This is a genomic window from Acidobacteriota bacterium, assembly GCA_016703965.1.
Classification (GTDB): Bacteria; Acidobacteriota; Blastocatellia; order Pyrinomonadales; family Pyrinomonadaceae; genus OLB17.
The window spans coordinates 1-18,533 of sequence record JADJBB010000018.1 but is presented as its reverse complement, the minus strand read 5'-3'; the positions used below and the strand labels follow the sequence as shown (position 1 = coordinate 18,533).

25 protein-coding genes are annotated in these 18,533 nt (G+C 49.0%); 22 read left to right on the top strand and 3 right to left on the bottom strand.

Going from position 1 to position 18,533, the window contains the following annotated elements; genetic code table 11:
* Positions 1–470: 470 nt before the first annotated feature.
* The 22 genes from IPG22_07350 to IPG22_07245 all read left to right on the top strand — a co-directional run bounded on the left by IPG22_07350 (position 471) and on the right by IPG22_07245 (position 14,328).
* Complete coding sequence (locus tag IPG22_07350; protein MBK6588094.1) at positions 471–806, top strand: sigma 54-interacting transcriptional regulator; 336 nt, start codon at positions 471–473, stop codon at positions 804–806.
* Positions 719–1,186, top strand: coding sequence for a sigma-54-dependent Fis family transcriptional regulator (locus IPG22_07345; protein MBK6588093.1), 468 nt, complete (start codon positions 719–721; stop codon positions 1,184–1,186). Before IPG22_07350 ends, IPG22_07345 begins: the two co-directional genes overlap by 88 nt.
* Before the next feature lie 678 nt (positions 1,187–1,864).
* The gene (locus tag IPG22_07340) at positions 1,865–2,413 is read left to right on the top strand and encodes a hypothetical protein (GenBank protein MBK6588092.1); all 549 of its coding nucleotides are present in this window, start codon (positions 1,865–1,867) and stop codon (positions 2,411–2,413) included.
* Between the two features lie 217 nt (positions 2,414–2,630).
* Complete coding sequence (locus IPG22_07335; GenBank protein MBK6588091.1) at positions 2,631–2,813, top strand: hypothetical protein; 183 nt, start codon at positions 2,631–2,633, stop codon at positions 2,811–2,813.
* A 248-nt stretch (positions 2,814–3,061) separates the two neighbouring features.
* The gene (locus tag IPG22_07330; GenBank protein ID MBK6588090.1) at positions 3,062–3,454 is read left to right on the top strand and encodes a hypothetical protein; all 393 of its coding nucleotides are present in this window, start codon (positions 3,062–3,064) and stop codon (positions 3,452–3,454) included.
* 84 nt (positions 3,455–3,538) lie between these two features.
* On the top strand, positions 3,539–4,225 hold the full coding sequence (locus tag IPG22_07325) for a hypothetical protein (protein ID MBK6588089.1): 687 nt from the start codon (positions 3,539–3,541) through the stop codon (positions 4,223–4,225).
* A 317-nt stretch (positions 4,226–4,542) separates the two neighbouring features.
* Positions 4,543–5,202, top strand: a complete 660-nt coding sequence (locus IPG22_07320; protein ID MBK6588088.1) for a hypothetical protein — start codon at positions 4,543–4,545, stop codon at positions 5,200–5,202.
* 20 nt (positions 5,203–5,222) lie between these two features.
* Positions 5,223–5,420: a hypothetical protein gene (locus IPG22_07315; GenBank protein MBK6588087.1), complete on the top strand. Its 198-nt coding sequence runs from the start codon at positions 5,223–5,225 to the stop codon at positions 5,418–5,420.
* Between the two features lie 259 nt (positions 5,421–5,679).
* Complete coding sequence (locus tag IPG22_07310) at positions 5,680–5,985, top strand: hypothetical protein (protein ID MBK6588086.1); 306 nt, start codon at positions 5,680–5,682, stop codon at positions 5,983–5,985.
* Positions 5,975–6,220, top strand: coding sequence for a hypothetical protein (locus IPG22_07305; GenBank protein ID MBK6588085.1), 246 nt, complete (start codon positions 5,975–5,977; stop codon positions 6,218–6,220). The genes IPG22_07310 and IPG22_07305 overlap by 11 nt, the downstream gene beginning before the upstream one ends.
* 13 nt (positions 6,221–6,233) lie before the next feature.
* On the top strand, positions 6,234–7,055 hold the full coding sequence (locus IPG22_07300; protein MBK6588084.1) for a hypothetical protein: 822 nt from the start codon (positions 6,234–6,236) through the stop codon (positions 7,053–7,055).
* A 3-nt stretch (positions 7,056–7,058) separates the two neighbouring features.
* On the top strand, positions 7,059–7,547 hold the full coding sequence (locus IPG22_07295; GenBank protein ID MBK6588083.1) for a hypothetical protein: 489 nt from the start codon (positions 7,059–7,061) through the stop codon (positions 7,545–7,547).
* 201 nt (positions 7,548–7,748) lie between these two features.
* Positions 7,749–8,393, top strand: a complete 645-nt coding sequence (locus IPG22_07290) for a Mov34/MPN/PAD-1 family protein (GenBank protein MBK6588082.1) — start codon at positions 7,749–7,751, stop codon at positions 8,391–8,393.
* A complete protein-coding gene (locus IPG22_07285; protein MBK6588081.1) occupies positions 8,393–8,731 on the top strand; it encodes a ThiF family adenylyltransferase in 339 nt (112 codons plus the stop codon). The genes IPG22_07290 and IPG22_07285 overlap by 1 nt, the downstream gene beginning before the upstream one ends.
* An 89-nt stretch (positions 8,732–8,820) precedes the next feature.
* Positions 8,821–9,240 carry a hypothetical protein gene (locus IPG22_07280; protein MBK6588080.1) on the top strand — a complete coding sequence of 140 codons (420 nt, stop codon included), beginning with the start codon at positions 8,821–8,823 and terminating at the stop codon, positions 9,238–9,240.
* 11 nt (positions 9,241–9,251) lie between these two features.
* On the top strand, positions 9,252–9,572 hold the full coding sequence (locus tag IPG22_07275) for a hypothetical protein (protein MBK6588079.1): 321 nt from the start codon (positions 9,252–9,254) through the stop codon (positions 9,570–9,572).
* 18 nt (positions 9,573–9,590) lie between these two features.
* On the top strand, positions 9,591–10,967 hold the full coding sequence (locus IPG22_07270) for a hypothetical protein (protein ID MBK6588078.1): 1,377 nt from the start codon (positions 9,591–9,593) through the stop codon (positions 10,965–10,967).
* Between the two features lie 26 nt (positions 10,968–10,993).
* Complete coding sequence (locus IPG22_07265) at positions 10,994–11,410, top strand: hypothetical protein (protein MBK6588077.1); 417 nt, start codon at positions 10,994–10,996, stop codon at positions 11,408–11,410.
* Positions 11,411–11,430: 20 nt separating this feature from the next.
* Positions 11,431–13,050: an AAA family ATPase gene (locus IPG22_07260; protein MBK6588076.1), complete on the top strand. Its 1,620-nt coding sequence runs from the start codon at positions 11,431–11,433 to the stop codon at positions 13,048–13,050.
* Positions 13,051–13,065: 15 nt separating this feature from the next.
* On the top strand, positions 13,066–13,464 hold the full coding sequence (locus tag IPG22_07255; protein ID MBK6588075.1) for a DUF1257 domain-containing protein: 399 nt from the start codon (positions 13,066–13,068) through the stop codon (positions 13,462–13,464).
* A gap of 18 nt (positions 13,465–13,482) precedes the next feature.
* Complete coding sequence (locus IPG22_07250; GenBank protein ID MBK6588074.1) at positions 13,483–13,674, top strand: DUF2997 domain-containing protein; 192 nt, start codon at positions 13,483–13,485, stop codon at positions 13,672–13,674.
* A 192-nt stretch (positions 13,675–13,866) separates the two neighbouring features.
* Complete coding sequence (locus IPG22_07245; protein MBK6588073.1) at positions 13,867–14,328, top strand: 4Fe-4S cluster-binding domain-containing protein; 462 nt, start codon at positions 13,867–13,869, stop codon at positions 14,326–14,328.
* Positions 14,329–14,719: 391 nt separating this feature from the next.
* On the opposite strand, the gene IPG22_07240 is transcribed toward IPG22_07245, so the two are convergent.
* The 3 genes from IPG22_07240 to IPG22_07230 form a co-directional block, all read right to left on the bottom strand.
* Positions 14,720–15,175, bottom strand: a complete 456-nt coding sequence (locus IPG22_07240; protein ID MBK6588072.1) for a hypothetical protein — start codon at positions 15,173–15,175, stop codon at positions 14,720–14,722.
* 384 nt (positions 15,176–15,559) lie between these two features.
* Positions 15,560–15,958, bottom strand: coding sequence for a hypothetical protein (locus IPG22_07235; protein ID MBK6588071.1), 399 nt, complete (start codon positions 15,956–15,958; stop codon positions 15,560–15,562).
* A gap of 225 nt (positions 15,959–16,183) precedes the next feature.
* On the bottom strand, positions 16,184–18,439 hold the full coding sequence (locus IPG22_07230) for a protein kinase (GenBank protein ID MBK6588070.1): 2,256 nt from the start codon (positions 18,437–18,439) through the stop codon (positions 16,184–16,186).
* Between the last annotated feature and the right edge of the window lie 94 nt (positions 18,440–18,533).

Here is an 18,533-nt window from a genome sequence, read left to right as displayed (position 1 = left end):
CGAGAACTGCGGGAATGGGACTCGTCAATATCAGCCAGCACGGGAAGCCAGAGATTCTTTCTTCCACAGAAAGCACCAGGGCTCGCCCTTGAAAAAGTCTTGTTTCTTTATCCGCCGGAATCGACGAGCATCTCCTTTCTTCCCGAACTTAATATTGGGACCGAAGACCTATTCCCGACAAGAACCAGTAACGCTACCCGACTGGCTAATAGAGCCCAACCCGGAAAATGTTCGCGAACTATCAATTACTGACATCGGCAACGGGGTGAAAAGCGCGCCCATCGTGAACGAACTGTTCACGATGTAGACAGTTTTCCGGGATGAAGATCCGAAAGAAATTGTGATTGCCCACGTTGAACGTCAATGAATACTGGTTCTAAACATAATTCCGTGTTAACACTCCTGCGGCACGCTTTTTGAATATGCAAATCTACACAGAGTAGATTTTGTTCGAGCACAGGAGGTTTTCAATGCAGCACCAACCCGACACTTTTAGCCCGGTCTCATCAGTTCGTTCGATCGACGAAAAGGTCATTCGTTTTTCCAGAGTTCCGCACTATGTTCTTATCACAGGTGAGAGAGGGACCGGAAAGACAACCATAGCCCGGCAGCTTCACGATCTTGGCCCGAGATCGAAACGGGAGTTTGTAAGTGTCAACTGTGCGAGTTTTAGCTCTGAGCTTTTGGAGTCGGAACTTTTCGGTTACGAGCGTGGTGCATTCACAGGAGCTATCGCTCAAAGGGGCTATTCGAAGCTGCACAAGGCGGTACTCTCTTCCTTGATGAGATCGGAGAACTGTCATTGAGCCTTCAGGCAAAGTTTCTCAAGGCTGTAGAAGAAAGGCGCATCCGTCGTGTCGGCGGGACGGCAGAACGCGACATCGACGTGCGTGTTATTGCTGCGACCTCCCGAGATCTTCGATCGATGGTAAACGGCGGACTATTCCGAGCCGATCTTTTTGACCGCTTGAATATCCTCCAACTTGAAACGGTACCTCTGCGGTATCAGAAGGAACGGATCGTCGAGACATTCCTTGATCAGTTGGAAACCGAGAGAGGAACGATCGGACTTGAAGTGCCGTTTCAGATAGAGAAAGATGCTCTTTCCGCAATCCAGGATCTTGAATGGAAGGGTAACTATCGTGAACTGCGGAACTTCGCAACCCGGCTTGCAGTGGAATCTTAGATGGACGGGCGATTACTCTTCAGGTCGTCAATCGATTAGTCAGTCATGAAGCCAGAAGTTTCGTTATACCCGAGGTAATTGCTGACGAAGGGAATAATTGTCTTACGGTGATATTAGATCCCGATACCGACGATCTTGATAGTGTCTATGTAAAGGCCGCGTCCACGTTTGTCGAGCATGCACTGAAACGATCGAATGGAAACCTGCGCCGTGCAGCTCGCTCGATCAATACCACTCATTCAACGATTTCGCGGATCCTTAAGAAGAACCAGGAACGGTTCGTTGCGTCACCCATTACAGGTCCAGTCGTCGCAGTTCTTTAGTATCAGAACGGCATTGTCGGGAAAGGAAGCTTTTTTCCGACAAGGTGACAAATTCGGAAGTAGCGTTTAGTGGCGGGAATGAGTCAAAGAACCAATTCGTTTAGCTCGGGTTAATAATAACGATAGTTGTCGCTTGACTTGCAGCAGCGACTCTGCCATTCTACGGCTCCTATATTTCATTTTGGAGGATAATATGGACGAAAGTAACGTACCTTTTCTTTTCACTCTTGCAGAAGATACAGAGAAAACTATCGCTGAAGTTCAGCGTGAGTCTGATTCAGGATCATGCGAGGGATGATCTCCTATACATCTTTTTCTTAGAGGCTCCTTGAGATTCAGGGAGCCTTTCGAATTTATGATCGCGATTATTAGTAACAAAAACGATGCTCACGCCGATTTTTTGCAGAAGGAGATTTGCAGTCGACGCTTCGAGGTAATCAGGATAAACACAGAGGATTTGTTAGCGACTCCCTTAACTATCGATTACACGCATGGCGTGGAATCGGTTCCATTTGTATTTGGTGACTTATATTCGAAACTGAGATTTGTCACCGCATTTTGGTATCGGAGGCCTTTAAGCGTTCCGGCGTCGATTTCAGATGACGCGGCGCAGAAGTTTTTCGAGGCGGAAACGAGAGCTGTCTTAGCTGGTCTTTGGTATCTTTTCGACTCGGCGTATTGGATATCATTCCCGGATATTATGAATCGAGCGGCAAACAAACTCCTTCAATTGTCCGCTGCTCGCAGGTTGAATTTCAATGTTCCTAAAACAATTATCACGACCGATCCCGGTGAGGTTGCTAAGTTCCATGCTAAATGTGGAGGTGAGATTATTGCTAAAGCTGTTCATCAAAGTTGGTTCGAAAAGATGGAAAGATCTCAGTTATTCGAACACATTCAATAACTAAAGAAGACCTCGGTCGAATTGATAGCGTCAGAATGTGTCCGACCTTGTTTCAGGAAAAAATTCGTAAGAAATACGAAATCAGAGTAACAGTTGTCGGTAATACGGTGTTTGCGTGCAAACTGGTTACTCCAAATGATAGTCTTGTCGACTATAAATGCGACATGGCCTCTCTACGAGTTTCGCCTTCGAACTGCACCCGGATCTTAGTGAGAAAATGTCTGAGTTAATTAGATCACTCAATCTTCAATTTGGAGCGATCGATCTACTTGTTCAGCCTGACGGCGGTATTGTTTTTCTGGAGGTTAATCCTAATGGGCAGTGGCTTTGGCTCCAGGAGGCGACAGGTTTGCCTATTGCGGATGCGTTGGTTAACTTACTCACCAGACAGAATAGCTAAGCATGATCGTTGTAATGGCGTCTAAAACTTCAATCTATCTTGAGGCAATTTGCAACGCATTTGAAACGGACGACCTATTCGTCATCTGTGATCGAACGTCCTCACAAGTTGTGGATTTTGTAGTCGCAAATGACATTTCTCATGCCATTTATCCTTATCGGGGACAAACTTCCTCCGAGAGAGAAGTATAATGCGGCACTCGGTATTTCCGTTATGGAATTAAAGCCCAGGTTAGTTGTGCTAGCTGGATGGCTAAAGATTTTGAGCCAAAATTTTTGGGACGGTTACCTGAAAAAACCGTGCTTAACGTTCACGCAGCTATACTACCTACCGCTATTGATCAAGATGAAGTAATACTGCCGGACGGGTCGATCAGTCCTGTTTTTCGAGGACTAAAGTCTGTGGAGATGGCTCTAAAAGCGCGAGTGTCCTATATTGGCTCCACTGTCCATTGGGTCACTTCGGAAGTTGACCGAGGTGAGATTATTAAACAAATTAAGCTTACAGTCGGCGACTTTAACACAGAAGACGATCTTCGGTCTGAGCTTTTGAAACAAGAGTTACGGATGCTCATCGACGCAATAAAAAGTACGATATTTCAACATGAAGGAAATCTTGGAGGCAATAGAATCAAACTGTAGTAGTACGATTGAGCACTTTGAAGAATTCGATCGCGGTTTTTCTCGTGCAAGAAAGATAATTGTGAAACTCTCGAACGGAACTTCATGGTTTGTGAAAATTGGCGCGGATCCCAAAACAAATGCCTCCCTAAAAAGGAAGCAAGGATTTACACGCATCTTGAGGGCAACCACGCCCTGCTCTTTGGTTTCTTTATTGATATTCCTTCCGGTTCAATTCTGGGGCTTGAGAATTTATCCTCCGCTGAATGGAATATCAAATGGACAAAACATTGTGTGGCAAGCGTAATCTCAAGATTAGATGAGGTTTCGAGATTGAAATTTCCGTTTAAGATTCCGCGTCTCGAGCACCTGGTTGCTGATTTTAAATCATGGAACTCTATTGACTCAGCAGGAATTGAAGTTCTTGGTACGATCCTGGGATGCTCTGATTGGATCTGTGATATTGAGGCATTCTTGAGAGAACTTTCCAGTGCTGCAAGCTTTAAAGGCCACGAAATGGTTCATTTTGATGTGCGAATCGACAACATGTGTTTTAGGGATGGGCGACTAATCTTAATAGATTGGGATTGGCTTTCGATCGGAAACCCTGTGCTTGACATACTGACGTTGTTGCCCGGTGTTTATCTTAGCGGGGGGCCTCACCCCCATGACGTGATTAAGGAAGAATATGAACTAGTATCTTGGCTTGCCGGAGCATGGGGGCTCAGATTCTCATACATCCTGAGGATCACTTATCGAGTAGACTTGGACAATTGCAACTCCGTCAACTGAAGGTAGCATTAGATTGGATTGCAAGAGGCAACGGACTTTTGTTGCCTTTCGAAGAGCTTTACATTATTTTAGAGTTTCAAAACCATTTTCAGGCATACCGTTGGCATGAGTCGAAACACCTGACGCCAGACATCAGAATTTTCCGATAACTATTCACTACCATTTACTCCAATATCGTTTTCATGCAGTCATCTTCAGCATAATTGACTTAGAGATTCAAAATGCTAGTTACCTGCCGACACCGCCGGAGAATACTTCCGGTCTTTCGCTCCAGAGGATAAAACAAGCGGCTGGCACGGAGCGGAGTGATTGAAAACATGGAAATTCTGAATAGCGGTTCGTTCATCCCGCTTGATAATCGCGAGAAGATAGAACAACTGATCTTCACTGCCAGAACGCTCGCGACTGAGGTAAGTCAAAACGCGGGATTTCAAAGCGGCGGGCAGACGAATCAGCAAATCGGACTCGAACTCTGGAAAGGCGCCGAGTATATGACTCGGTCGCACGAGGAAGTAACGATCCGGAACATTTTTCTGAGCAAGTTTTTGGAACGGCTTCGTGAGATTGAACGTGAGACCGTTCAACTTACATCTAGGCCAATCCCGGCTCCGATTCCAACGGCAACAGAGACCGCTGTTCCAGTCAATACAGCGATATCCGCTGCACCGCAGACCCATATCCAGACTGAATCTACGGTAGAAGCAAAAGACGAGTTCCTCGGTATCGTCGATTCGGAAGAATCAGTCGAAGAGCGACAATCGTACGCAAACGAGTGCAAGCCCGAATGCGAGGAAGAGATTGTTTCGATGTTGGACTCGTCTGAGGCCTTTGCAAGCGTCGAGCCGACGGGTGACCCAAGGGTAGAACAGAATTCCGTCCCAACTCCGGTCCTAAATCTGGAAGTCGAGGAATCCCCAGAACAGGACGCGGTTAAGTCCGCTTGGAGGTTGAGAGCGTTATTGAGGCAACAACCTTGATAGAAGCGTTCGATGAGTCAGTGCCAGATCGCACAATCGCTACTGAACAGTCCGTAAGATCGGTTGTTCTGTCTGAAAAGGAACCCTACAACTTTGACGCCTGTACCGTCACGGCCGTGATCCAGTTGCTGCCCGAATCCAATGGTTCTAGAAACAGCGTTGTCAGTGTGCGTTCGCACGATTTTGCTCCGCAGATCACATTTACGAAACGTTTGTAACGAAAGTGGGGAGCTAAATCTATCCGATCCGATATCGAGGGCCCTCGAACAGTACAGAAACTCACTTCCTCTACTTGCGGCCGAGAAGATGAAGAAGGAACAGGCAGCAACCAAAAAGCGAACTTCTAAGACCGCTTCGAAAAGTCCAGATAAAACTTCCGAGCAAGCGGTCACGAGGTCCCACGCAGCGTCATCTTCAAGTGCAGTACCGCAGGAACTAGCGAAGGATCAACAGTCCCTTTTCGCCGCATAGAAGATTATGGAAAACGAAACCAATATTCCTCGGGACGAAAATTCATCAGCCGCCACGAGCGGCTCCGAAACGGAATCGAAGGAAAGCACGAACGGTACACCTCCAGTGACCGATCCGAAGGCGACGATCAAGATCGAAGGGCAGACCTTCGAACTGGATGCATCGCTCGCACAGGAGGACAAGACACTGAAGGTCGTACTTCAGCCACACTTCGCTTCGATCGAAAATGCGAATATCACTCGCGAGGTTAAGGACGGCAAACTCAGTGTCACCATCGTCAAACGAGCACAGCATAAGGGCTATGCAGCCTGATGAATCGCCGCTCGAATTATTGCGGGCTGAGAACGAGCAGATCAATCCGGCGATCATTCTTGCGGAACGGCTAATGCGACGGGAGGCTGCGGAACTTTTGAGCGTCGAGGAAGTGAACGAGGCCGAGAACATCCTGGCCATCGGCACTCAGGAGATCGAAGCAATCGAATCCCACCAAAAGGCGTTTCAGAAGAGCCCGCCATCATCGATCGACTATCTTCCGATTGGGTTCTGAGGTATGAGGCTCTATGACCGGATTGGGATTGTCTACGGCGGAGAACGGAAAGACATTTTCCGGCGTTGGCGACCGTCTGGTACGCTCGCTCGAATATCTTCGATTTAAAGCAAAGAGCCACAATGCCATATATGCATGCGAAACAGTCTCCAGAGTCGTATCGGAACAGCACAAATACCGGCTTTATATTGAAATGTTTCCAAAAGATTGGGAACGATCAACAAAGAGTCTTTATAGAGCAGGTTATTTTAAGGCGTACAGCGAACGTACAAATGAGTTCTTTCAGCTGATAAATGATAAGAGCTTTCCATTACTCGAATACTGGCATGATGATCCGGAGCTAGAACTCGAACGATTTGCCATACCGCCGATGAACTTCGACCTGTGCTGCGAAGAAGTTGACTTCGCGCACTTGAGGGACAGCTATCTGGCAGGCCTGATCTTCTATTTTAATGAAGATGATGAGATCTGGAATTACTTTTCTGAAAAGTACGGAGTTGATAAAGAGTCACTGCCTCCGATCAAGACGGCACATCAAAATATCTGGAAGGAAAAGCGCGGTGAAAAAGCAAAACCTTTCAGCGATCTGATCCGCCTGGTCGATCACTCAACCGGTAATCCGTGGCTAGACGTTACGACCTGCCAATATCCGGAGTTCTTCGAATGGAACAAAGAAACTGTTGACTGGTTGACCGAGGCGTATAAGGCCGCAAACCTATACTTCAAAAATCTCGAGCAGTTAGATAAAAGGATCGAAGAAGATCCTCAGACGTTCTTTAGTGAGCTTATTGCATTCTGGAATACGGGGAAGGTCGGGTCAGGGAGGCAAAGCTAGCCGATGAATAGCACCATGCAAGTGCCTGCCGATGCGTCCGCCGCACTGTATTTCCTGCCGGGTCAATATCTCTTTGCAGACCTGAGTGAATCGTCTGTGGGTCTGAAGGCTCTTTCGAGTGACCAAGTGGCCAGAGCGTTTCGAAAGGTTCATACGGATACGGGATGGCTTGGTAAACGGGTTATGCGTTACCGTGAGGCTCCCGAAGGCAATGCGATTCTTTCGTATGAACCAGCCGCAATACGAAAGATAACTATCGCTCTTTCTGACAAGGGAATTGTTGAGATCTCAGTCCCGATGCCCCCTCTCATCCTTCTTGGTAAAGGACGGGAATATTATCTTTGGGCCGCTGCTTCATCTCATATATCGGCTAATACCAACCTTGCCGTCGCTCCGCTGCCGAATGTCGGTTCCGGTAAGATCTGCTTTGGAAAAAACGAAGTTCCTGAGACCCATCCTTCTACCTCGCGAAATTTGGAAACTAATTTTTGACACGCCATTCAATACAGACCACGCAAGCGAGCGATGCCACTCTGAACCACAAGATGTACGTGAACTTCTTTGGAAACTGGCGGCTGACAAGGCGAAGAAGTTTCCGAAGTCCGAACTGATCTTATCAAGCACTACGATCGACGACGCGTGGGAAACGATCGTTGAACAGCGAAGATACGACTCCCGGTTCTGAATAAAATTATGGAAAGAGAAAAGGAGTTCATCGGTCATCGGATTGCAAAAGAACGATTCGAGCCGGTAGAAGCCATTCTTTACGAGTACCTCCTTGCCGGAAACGGCGTAATTCTAAGGGCTCAGCGTGAGGAATTTACGGTTTCAGTTCCTCTAGAATTTAGAGAGATAAAGGGCCTTCCAACCGTATTCGTAGGTATCAAATGGCACAAGCCGAAAGTCCCAAGCCGTATTTGGGACGAAATTTGTAAGCACGCCCAGGCCTCCAATTCGAAGGAGAATTTTAGAGAAGAACTTTATCTTATCTATTGGGATAGCGAGCGATACGCGTGGCAGTGGCGCACATCGAGTAAGGACAGAACGTATGCCTCAACCATCGCCGACGATAGACGGCCCGAATACTCTGATGCCTGTATAGAGGTTCATACGCACCCTGACGGGGCATACCAGTTCAGTTCTGCCGATGATCGTGATGAATCAGGCAAGTTCCGGATATTCGGTATCATTGCTGACGTCCACGACAAGCCGAAGTTCAGATTCCGTTGCGGCATTTACGACCACCTTATCCCGATTCCATTTTCCTGGATCGGCCACGTGCCAAGCGGAGTTGTCGATCTGAATGAGGTCGAAGCTCTGCTTCAGATGATGTTGTAATGGATATCGATCTTAGCTTCTCGCAGGCCGCGGTTGTGATGCCTGTCGAATACAACACCCTTCGATTCATCGTTGTCGGTGCCGGAGGAACAGGCTCTTTTGTCGTTCCTGCTTTAGCCCGATTGATCTTCGAACTAAAACAACAGCAGAACAAACCGGTAGAAATGCTGATCGTCGATCCGGATGTGGTAGAAAACGGAAATATACCGCGGAGCAACTTCTGTTTTGCGGAGGTCGGACGATACAAGGCCCAGACCCTTGCGGAGCGAGTTTACAACGGCATGGGGAATAGAAACAAGCTTCTCGTGCGAGAGTTTCGATCCGGAGAAACATTTTAAAAACTCGAACAGCGACTACAGGAGCCTGAGCATCATCGTCGGCTGCGTCGATAATTACATGGCTCGACGAGAGATGCATCGAGCACTTGATGAGTTTCGAAGTTACGGTGATGCAATCAAGGATCTGGTGGATAGACGGGGGAAACGGTAAGGCATCAGGCCAAGTGCTGCTGGGCTCGACGACAAAGGCACTCAAACCCGAGCAGTACTTTACGGGAACGAGTATCTGTCGGGCACTCCCGGCACCATCGCTTCAGCATTCCGATCTTCTTAAGCCAGAAAGAGTTGAAGCCAAGAGCGATGCGTCGTGTCCCGAACGCGTTCGACTAGGTGAGCAGGGGCTTAACGTGAATCAGCGAGTGGCGGTCGAAATGGCGGAGATGCTTTCGTCTTTGCTTTTGACACGTACCCTCAAGCGATTTGCGGTCTATTTTGATCTGGAGAGCGGTAGTACTAGATCCGCCTACTGTACTCCAGTAGCCGTGTCTGACGTTCACTGCATGTTGTAGGCCAAACTTGTATGTCGGAACTTTTACCAAAAGAAATTGAAAGTATCCTGCCACGGATCAGTGACCAAGAGTGGAACAAGAATCCGACCGTCTATGCCGTGTTCAAATTTCCAATGAGCGGATGGAAATGGTTCGTGACAGAAGGCGATGCTTATGAAGACGACACTTGCTTCTTTGGTTATGTGGTCGGGCTTGAGCGCGAATGGGGATATTTCTGTCTTAGTGAATTGGAATCCGTTGACATCAACGGGATTAAAGTCCGTCGTGATGAGGATCACGTCCCGAGGCCGTTGTCCGAGTGTCTGCAGCAATACGGACTGGTTGAAAATTAAGCGGTGGACAGGATGCGAATGGAAACTCAAACATCTGCCGGAGTTGCCGGCACGCAGGTATTGCCATCTTTAGCATCTTCGGTGCTCCGAAATGTGTTCGGTGGCACTCAGATGGAGGGCAAATCCACAGAAGAAATCTCACCAAATTCTTCGGTAGAAGTTCCATCTGAAATTGCTCAGCAAGTTCTAACCCGCCTGGAAACCAGGATGGAGCGAGCTGCGACGGAACTGGGTATCAGTGCCGGAGAGGTTGAATCTCTTCCATTCGATCTATCGACGCTGGAAAGTGAAGGCATCTTCATGAATATCGATTGCCGAGGATTCGGTAGTCTTGTTCGGCAACTGGAATGGAAAACTCTCGGAGTCCAGCTACCTGAGAATGCGGCCGTCAGAGTGAGTCCGCCGCGAGCTGGGTTGCTGCCTGATGTCTATCGGAATCGCCTGATGCGAGGCGCGGCCCAGGCTCATAACGCCCTCAGCAAATTCGGCTTCAGATTCACGCTCTGCGAAACGGTTTGGGGAACGAGCGAATACAAGTGGATTCCGTGGACCGCGTTTGAATCTTTCGAAAAAGCATATCTCCAGGCCTGCGAAACTCTCGCCGCAGCAAAGAGCGAGGTTCTTTCGAAATACGACGAGATCCTCAACATCCTTCAGGACAGTTTCTATCAGCTTGCGAGAGATTCTGCCGACAGGTTCGAGGCGACCAGCGATGAAGCGTTTGATAGAGAGGAGTTCGTAAACGCGGTCGCGGCACAAGCCATCGGAATGGTTCCGACACGCGAGATGATACGCGATGGCCTCGTGATAACAATGAAGCCGAAGGTGATCATTCTAGGATCGGAGATGATCGCCGAGCGAAACCTTGCAAAATCGCTTGCCCTCGAAACGACTCGTATCAATTCGGAGCAGACGAAGATCGATCTTGAGATCGATGCAAAACGCCGTATCGAAGAAATAAAGGTCGATGAGGTTACTGCTGAAACCCGGCGAGAACGCGAAGTGAAAGAGCGTATCCGGGAGATGAAGATCGAGGCGGCCCAGCGTGAAGCGGAAGAGGCGGTATCTCCGATCAAGGAAGGCTTTGCACAGATAACTGCGAAGATCTTCGACTCCGCTTCGGAAATGGCAGAACGAATGAAGGATGCGGAGTTTGTGTCGGGTTCATTGGCTAAACGAGCACGTCAGATGTGCGAATGGTATCAGTTGATGAACTTCACGGGCGATACATCTCTTGAAAACGTACTCGAACAATTGCAGACCGCCGCCGGTCGGGAAGCGAAGCAGCGCTCGCCGGAAGAGATGCGAACTGCTCTAAGCGATCTTCTTCGCATGACATCCGTTCATTCAAAGAAGTTGCTCGATGAAGACCGGCTAAGCGCTCTTGAACTCTAGATCAAAAAAATACGGGGCCTCAAAAAATGGCAAACTTCGACCTGAGCAAATACATACCGGTTCATGCACGCATAGCAGAGTTCTATGAGAAGTATCCGGACGGCCGGATCGTTACCGAGATCATAAGGCTTAACGAAGACAGCGGTTTCGTGTGTATAAAAGCCGGAGCGTATCGGAACCGAGATGATGCGGAACCTAGTTCTACCGGACACGCCTTCGAGGTCCGCGGCCAGGGATATGTAAACACGACATCGTTTATCGAAAACGGTGAAACAAGTGCTGTTGGCAGGGCTTTAGCAAATCTAGGGTTCAAGATCGACAACGGCATCGCATCAAGAGAAGAAATGCAGAAGGTCGAAAGAATGACCGAGGCAGCTAAACCGACCGGCAACAATGGACAAAATGGCCATAACGGGCGTCTTGTCACACAATCCGTTTCTTAAACACTTCCCGTAAACAAACGATGTCTGAATTAGAAACCGGTGCTGACAGCATCCGGAAGTTCCTGCATGAGCTCGATATCAGGATCAGAGCCCGATACCCGCTTATCGCTATCAATACCTTCGAAGAAGACCGCGTAAGAGAGGCGTTGGTCGATCTCGTCTTTCAGGATCGGCACAAGGAGAAGCCTCTCTATTTCTGGAGCCGGCCAAGCGGCCTTCAGAAGGTAGTCGATCCGAAAGAAGGACTTTTAAGCTCGCCTCAAACGATCGGCGATACCGAAGATCCCGAAAGCCTTCTTGGTTTTATTAGCGAGCAGAAGACGGGTATTTTTCTGCTGTGTGATTACGCACCCTATATCTCCCCATATGGGCAGGAAGATCCGCTGCTCGTTCGACGACTTCGTGAGATCGCCTGGAAGCTCAAATCCACGAAAGCCACGGTTCTCTTTGTCGGACCGAACTTTCCCGAACTAAAAACACTCGAAAAGGAAGTGACGCAGATAGAACTCGATCTTCCGAGGGAATCCGAGATCGAAGACTCGATAGAACTTCAGTTTGAGAACTTACGATCCAACGGGCTCGATATTAGCCTAACCAAAGAAACCCAGGACGCTCTGCAGCAGTCTCTTCTTGGTCTGACAGCGGTCGAGATCAGCAATGTCGTCGCAAAGGCGGTCATCAGTTGTAACGGTCTGAATCAGGATTCGATCAATGTCATTCTTGAAGAAAAGAAGAATGTCATACGCGGTAGCGGCTCATTGACCTATGTGCATCCTGAACCGGCAAGCAACTTAGGTGGCTACCAATCGCTTCGAGCCATCCTTGAACGCGCGGCATACACGTTCAGTCCGAGAGCAAAAGCACGACACGTCGAACCCTGCAAAGGCATACTGCTCGTCGGTCTTCCGGGATGCGGAAAAGATCTCTGTAAACGTGTCGCTTCAAGCATTACGAATCGGGCTCTGCTTGATCTGGACTTCGGTTCGATCATGGGTGAGGGCGGAGGCGTCATCGGTTCGTCGGCGATGTCGATAAAGCGGGCGTTATCTATCGCCGGAACGATCAAAGGCATTCTCGGTATCAGCGAGTTCGAAAAAGCGGTCTCAGGAATGAAGTCGTCCAACAAGACGGACGGCGGTGAGACAGCACGAACTATCTCCTATCTTCTCAACTGGATGCAGGACAACAAGGACGTTCTTGTATTCGCTACCGCCAATGACGTACGCGAACTCGAATCCGAACAGTTCAGGATCGGTAGGTTCTCATATATACACTTCGTCGATCTTCCGGAGACCGAGGATCGTAAGGAAATATTCCGGGTTCACCTTAAGAAAAGAGCACTCGATGCCGAATACTTTGATCTCGATAAGCTGGTAGAGAAGAGCAAGGACTTCTCCGGTGCGGAAATAGAAGGTGCAGTACAAGACGGAGTTCTTGAAGCCTTCATCGACGGCGACCGGCAGGCCGAGACCCGCGACATCATTAAAGCCGCCGAGAACATCACGCCTACAGCACAGATGATGAGCGAGAAGATCGAAGAGATCCGTAAATGGGCCCGGAACAATATCAAAGGCGTAGGCTCACGAATCGAGCATACCGGCCTTGCCGGAAACCGCACCGATCGGATTTATGAACTCTAATTACGGAGAATCTCAATGAGTAAATACATGACATTTGACTCTCAGTCATTCCCGAATCGAGAGTTGCTCATCGAAGCCTTGGCCGAATGCGGGTTCCCAACTCCGACTGTCGGAACTGACATTCCCCTCGAAGGATGGGATAAACGCGATCCACAAACAGCCGATGTCGTTATTAAGCGTCGTGAAGTCCAGCGGCAATCGCTTTTGGGAGATATCGGCTTCCGGAGAACGTCAAAAGGCTATGTTGCCGTTATCGATGATATGGACCTGAATTACCACTTAGGGAAAGACTTCGTGATCAGGCTTCAGAACAGCTATCACGAAGCAGCGGCAAGAAAGATGGCCAAGAAGCTCGGCGGCACGCTTATCAAGGAACGAATCGGAAAAACTCTTAAGATACGTATCAAATATTGAGAAGGAATATGGTGGATTATGCCCGAGGTTGAATTCAAGATCGATACCGAACGTGGAACCTGCGAGACCGAAATAAAAGGGTATCAAGGGACCGCTTGCGAGAAGGCCGCAAGACAGCTAAAGGAAGTTCTTGGCGATCCCTCTGCGGAAACTAAGAAGCAAGAGTATTTCGTCAAACGGAGGTCCAAACTGACCAGCAAACGAAAATGAGCAATGAGATCACGTTCATACTTGAACTCGACAGTGGGAAACTCACGACCGAAGTATCAGGTATTTCCAACGCGGTTCTAACCGATCTAAGAGATGACCTTGGCACTTCCCAGAATGTGAATTGCGGAAAGCCGCTCCAAGGAAAGACCGTGAAACTGCTCACGTCAAACCGATTCCGACGACAATCAGTCCATCTGGCTCTATCGGATTTATCATAATTCGGTCGTTGATGGGCCTGGTCGAAGAAGCGTAGTTCAAGTTTCAGGATGTTCAATTCGTTGTCCTGGATGTTACGTGCCCGATACACACGATCGGCACAATGGGAAGTTGGTTTCCGTTTCGTCAGTTGTCAAGGAAGTCCTGTCCAGAAGCGCCGAACACGATGGGGTTACGATTCTGGGTGGCGAGCCGTTTGACCAGGCCGGGCCCGTCGCAGAACTGGTATCGAGACTTAATCGATTCAATCAGCAGATATTAGTGTACAGCGGCAATACGCTCGAAACCCTAATCGCACGACACGATCCATGTGTCGACTATATTCTCACCCATATAGATGTTTTGATTGATGGACCGTTCGAACAATTTCTCAACGCCAAGACTGGAGAATATCGGGGTTCTTCGAATCAGCAACTTTATGGATTGCAGGCCGGTTAAAAAAAACGAGATTCTAAATTCTGCCTTCTCGTTTCATGATCGTCATTTTCATTTTTCTACAAATTGACCGAAGCACAGCAATTGCATGCGTTGGTAAACCTCTTCCCAATTTGCAGCGAAAAAAGTGCGTTGAGGCTGATGGGATCTTCCAGTTGGGGTATGATTCGGAAAGTTTGAAACGTCTCCAACGGGCATATGATAGTACCTAAGCTCGAAAGCAAAGTTGGTTGCACGTTGTTTGCAGCGTTGCTGATCACGGCTTATCAGTGTTGAATGGGGATAGCCGTTAAGCTGTTGATTCTAAGAAGTTTTGAGCAGTTTTGACAAATTATATAAACCTACCTAAATCGCTCGGGGAGCGAGAGGGCAATCCTTGAACTTTGCTGCGAAATTATTTAGTTGGTTCTGAAAGGCTCATTTGATCATAGGTTTGATTATCGCAATCAAGTAGTGCTTTCGCCTGCAAAGCTGCCGTTTCGTCAAATTCGGTGTATTCGAAGCTCGTTTGCATCTTCTGATGTCCGGCACCACGTTGCGCGAGCTTATCAGAGTAGCCGAGACGTCCCAGTCTGGTCACCCAGTCCCGACGCAAATCCCGGAGCCTGAGTCCCGGTAAGCCTGCGGCTTCACGTACGATGTTCCACGACTTCTTAAAAGTGCTGTGAGGGAATATTAAATTATCCAGTTCGGCTGCGTTCTGCGATATTAAGTTTCGTCTGCTTAGGTCTTTCCAAAGTTCCGCAAAGGCTCTCTTCATTCTCTCCGTGACTACGGCATGCCTCACCTCGCCGCTTGTTCTTGTAGGAAACAAGCTGGGTAAGATCTTTGAATTGTCCGGCATCATCAAAAAGATCTCTCCACCGTAATGGTTCGAAAAATGGGGAGGTGTCTTTCGAATAATCGGTCTTGCTGTCGTTTACAGGGTATAGTTCATTCGGACGAGCACCCGAGTCCCTTAATGAGATTATCAAAGCATATAGTCGCGGTGCCTCAGTTAGCACCTTCCTCGCTTCCTCGAGGATTACCTTTTCCTGATCTGAGGTTACAGTGACCGTTCTTCGATTTTCCAGCCCCTTTTGGATAAAGTCCTCAAAATCCGGAAGTTCCTTTAACCATTTCTTCTTCCAAGCTTTCCGCATCATGGCGCGAATTGATTCAAAGTCCCGGTTTATTGTAGTAATGCTAACCCTCGTCTTTTATCCGTTTCTTGCGAAAGGCTCGAAATGTCGATTCATCGATCTCGAAATGAGAACCTTCTTCCCGATTCCAGTAACAATTCGATCGATCTTATTTTGCTCCTGCTCCACGTCCTCATTCCTTCGATCTTTATACCGTTAACATAGACGGGCGAAATCACGAACTCTTTCTTGTACCATTCGGCAAGCTCACCGAAAGCCATCTTTCGGCCATCTATAAATGCCTGTCCTCTATTCTCAAACTCACGTTTGAGTTCCTCGCCAATCTGCTCTGCATGTGTTATATTCTCTGCTCGGCGATAAATAGGCTTTACGGAACCGTCGGCATTTTTAACAAACACCCTGGCATAGAGATAGCCAGAAGGAGACTTCCAGGCGTATGATCCATATCGTTTGCGTTTCTTCTTCTTAGGATTATCCGAGTTTGCGGCCATTTATCTATTTATTTATCTATTTGAGTTCGGAATCGATAAATAGTTTAGTCCGAATTCTACCGAAAAGCCAAATAAAATACGGGCTAATTGCTCTTAGAGTCCGAGCAGAAAATCGATTAGAAGGGGCTTTTAACCACTGGGTCGCAGGTTCGAGTCCTGCTCGGATCACCAAAAATTAATAGAAGCACTCTTTCGGGGGTGCTTTTTTATTTTGCGGGCTTCGGATCAGAGTTTTGTGAGTGAAAGTTGGACCTCGTCCAGGAGTTTCTCATCCCATTTGCCGATCGCGTTTTGAGATCGCAGTTCATTGAGCAGAGCTAGGGAGCGTTCGAGTTCGCGCCGGGCGATCTCTTTGCGGCCAAGTTTGATCGCCGTCATACCGACGCTTTTAAGTGACTGGGCGAGGTCGCGGCGGGCAAGTGTATTGCGGACATCCAGATCGGCGATCTGCTTATATATCTCGGCAGATCTCTGATATTTGACCATCGCGTCCTGTAGATTGTTCGCTTTCTCGCTGGTATCGCCCATTCTCACATATAGCGTAGCGAGATCACGCTGAAACATCGCGTTTTTAGGATCATCCGAGACCAATGTCTTAAACATTTCTTCGGTCTTTGTGAGCCGCATATACGCTTCCCGAGGCTTACCGACAAGCGTAAGAACAAATCCCAATCGTGATCCGGTGCGAGCGAGATTATAGCGAGCCTGAGCGTCCGCCTTATCTGCATTTACGGCCTGCTCGGCGACCGCAAACTGCCGCTCGGCAAAATGCAGCGAACGGGTCGGCGAGGCCTCTTCGTAAATGCTGCTGGCAAGGCCGTACGCGAGCCATACGAGAGCCAGGACGCCGGAGTCATTTGGTGAACGGGCAGCGAGCCCGTCGGCCAACTCGATCGCCTTGTCCATCTCGATCTCGGCCTCACTCTGTGCACCGTCCCACGAAAGAGCGTTGCTGAGATAGAAGATCGCCCGAGTCTGCAATTTTTGAACGACGTCTGAATTTTGATCCAGCCCGGCAAGTTGGTCGATCGTCTTTCGAAAGAGCGGCACCGCCACCGAGTATTGGTTATTATTGGAATAGATCTGCGCGTGCTCGATCTGAGCCTCAATAGCCGACATCTTCAGTTCAGCGGACCCCGGATCCGCTGCAATGAGTTCGCCGTAGATGGTAAGGCCCAATTCACTGTCGCGGATCGCGCCCGAGATATCACTTTGTCGCGTGCGAATAAGGCTCGTCGATTGCAAGTTCCGGGCGATGAGTCGCCGGTTGTCGGCACTTTGCGGTAACCGCTGCCTGATCAAAAGTGCCTTTTCGAAACTGGTGACCGCCCCCGATAGATTGTTTAGATTAGGGCGATTTGGGTTGCCCTGCAGATCGCCGACCTTTTCGTACGCTGCCGCAAGCTCAGCCTGAAGTCCTGCGTCATCCGCCGATTCCTCCGCCAGAGAATCGAGGTACTCGAGTGCCCGTGTTACGACCGTTTCACGAGCTTCAGTCGCACCGTTCAGACGCTCGATCTTCGGCGTGATCTCAAATAGAAGTGAATTTGAAAGTTGTCGAATGTCGCGAAAGCGGTGTTCCGCACGGTCACGTTCGTGACGTGCGACACTGGCCTGCCACAGAGCAAAGATCATCCCGGTAACGAGTGAAATCACGATCAGTGCCGCGGCACCGACACCCAATCTATGTCGGTTGAAAAATTTACCAATTAGATAGACGGCGGTATTCGGCCGAGCTATCACCGGCCTTCCGCTAAGGTGGCGCCGGACATCCTCGGCGAGGTCCTCAACTGATGTGTAGCGCCTCTCGGGTTCCTTCCGAAGAGCCATTAAAACAATATTGTCGAGGTCGCCGGCCAATGACCGTCTCCCGGGAATATTCGGAGCCAGGCGGACGACCGAACTTGGAGGGACGGGCTGACTTGCATTGATCGTCTGCAAAACCTCGTCGAAACTCTTATTTTCAAGGTCCAGCGGTTTTGACCCGGTCAACAATTCATACAGAACTACTCCGAGCGAGTAAATATCACTTGAGGTGGTGATCGCCCGCCCGCCGATCTGTTCCGGCGATGCGTAGGCCGGCGTAAATGCGAGTACGGCGGTTTGAGTGTTGGTATTATCGATCTCGAACGCCTTGGCAAGCCCAAAATCAAGTAATTTCGGCTCGCCATCCGAGTTGATTACGATGTTCGACGGTTTGATATCGCGATGCACTACGAGATTCCGATGTGCGTACGCCACGGCGGCACAAACCTTCAAAAAGAGCAGCAGACGATCGTGGATGGACAGCGCTCGGGCCGACGCGTATTCGGTCAGCGTCAGACCATCGACATATTCCATTGCGATGAACGGCTCACCGCGATCGGAAATGCCGCCGTCGTGCAATGCGGCGATGTTGGGATGGTTAAGGCCTGCGAGAATCTGACGTTCGCGTCGAAAATGCTCGATTATGCGGGAGTCGGCGACTGATTGGCGGACGATCTTTTACGACATCCTGGTCGAACTCTCCATCGTCCCGCCGTGCCAAAAGACGGTTCCCATCCCGCCGTGACCGATCTCTCGGACAATTCGGTAA